The sequence below is a fragment of the Brevibacillus sp. YAE8 genome (assembly GCF_057543335.1).
In genome coordinates, this window is record NZ_BAAIYG010000139.1 from 1 (window position 1) to 549 (window position 549).

The 549-nt window shown below is 43.0% G+C and carries 1 protein-coding gene; it reads right to left on the reverse strand.

What is annotated here, in order from left to right:
* The coding region (locus AC27IT_RS28040; protein ID WP_487092299.1) for an NAD(P)/FAD-dependent oxidoreductase at positions 1–549 on the reverse strand (549 nt) is incomplete at both ends.

Genomic DNA, 549 nt, shown 5'->3' on the forward strand with positions numbered 1-549 from the left:
TTAACTTTTCTTTTAACTCTTCTACATAGTGCTGAGCCGCTTGAGCAGCAATGCTGCCATCACCTGTAGCTGTTACAATTTGACGAAGAGCCTTTTCACGAACGTCTCCAGCTGCGAACACACCTGGTACTTTTGTTTCCATTTGCTCGTTCGTTTCAATATATCCTTCTTTATTCGTGATGTTTAGGCTTTCGAATGGTTTTGTTAGTGGAACCATTCCAACATAAATGAATACGCCGTCCGCACCAAACTCGCGCTCTTCACCTGTTTTTGTGTCTACTAACGTTACGCTGCCTACTTTACCGTCTTTTTCATTTACTTCTTTGACTGTTGTATTCCAAATAAAATCAACTTTTTCGTTGTCAAATGCACGCTGCTGTAGAATTTTCTGCGCGCGAAGCTCATCGCGTCGGTGAATAATTGTTACTTTTGTTGCGAAGCGTGTTAAATATACGCCTTCCTCAACCGCAGAGTCTCCACCGCCTACAACGACTAGCTCTTTACCTTTAAAGAATGCACCGTCACATACCGCACAATAAGATACGCCGC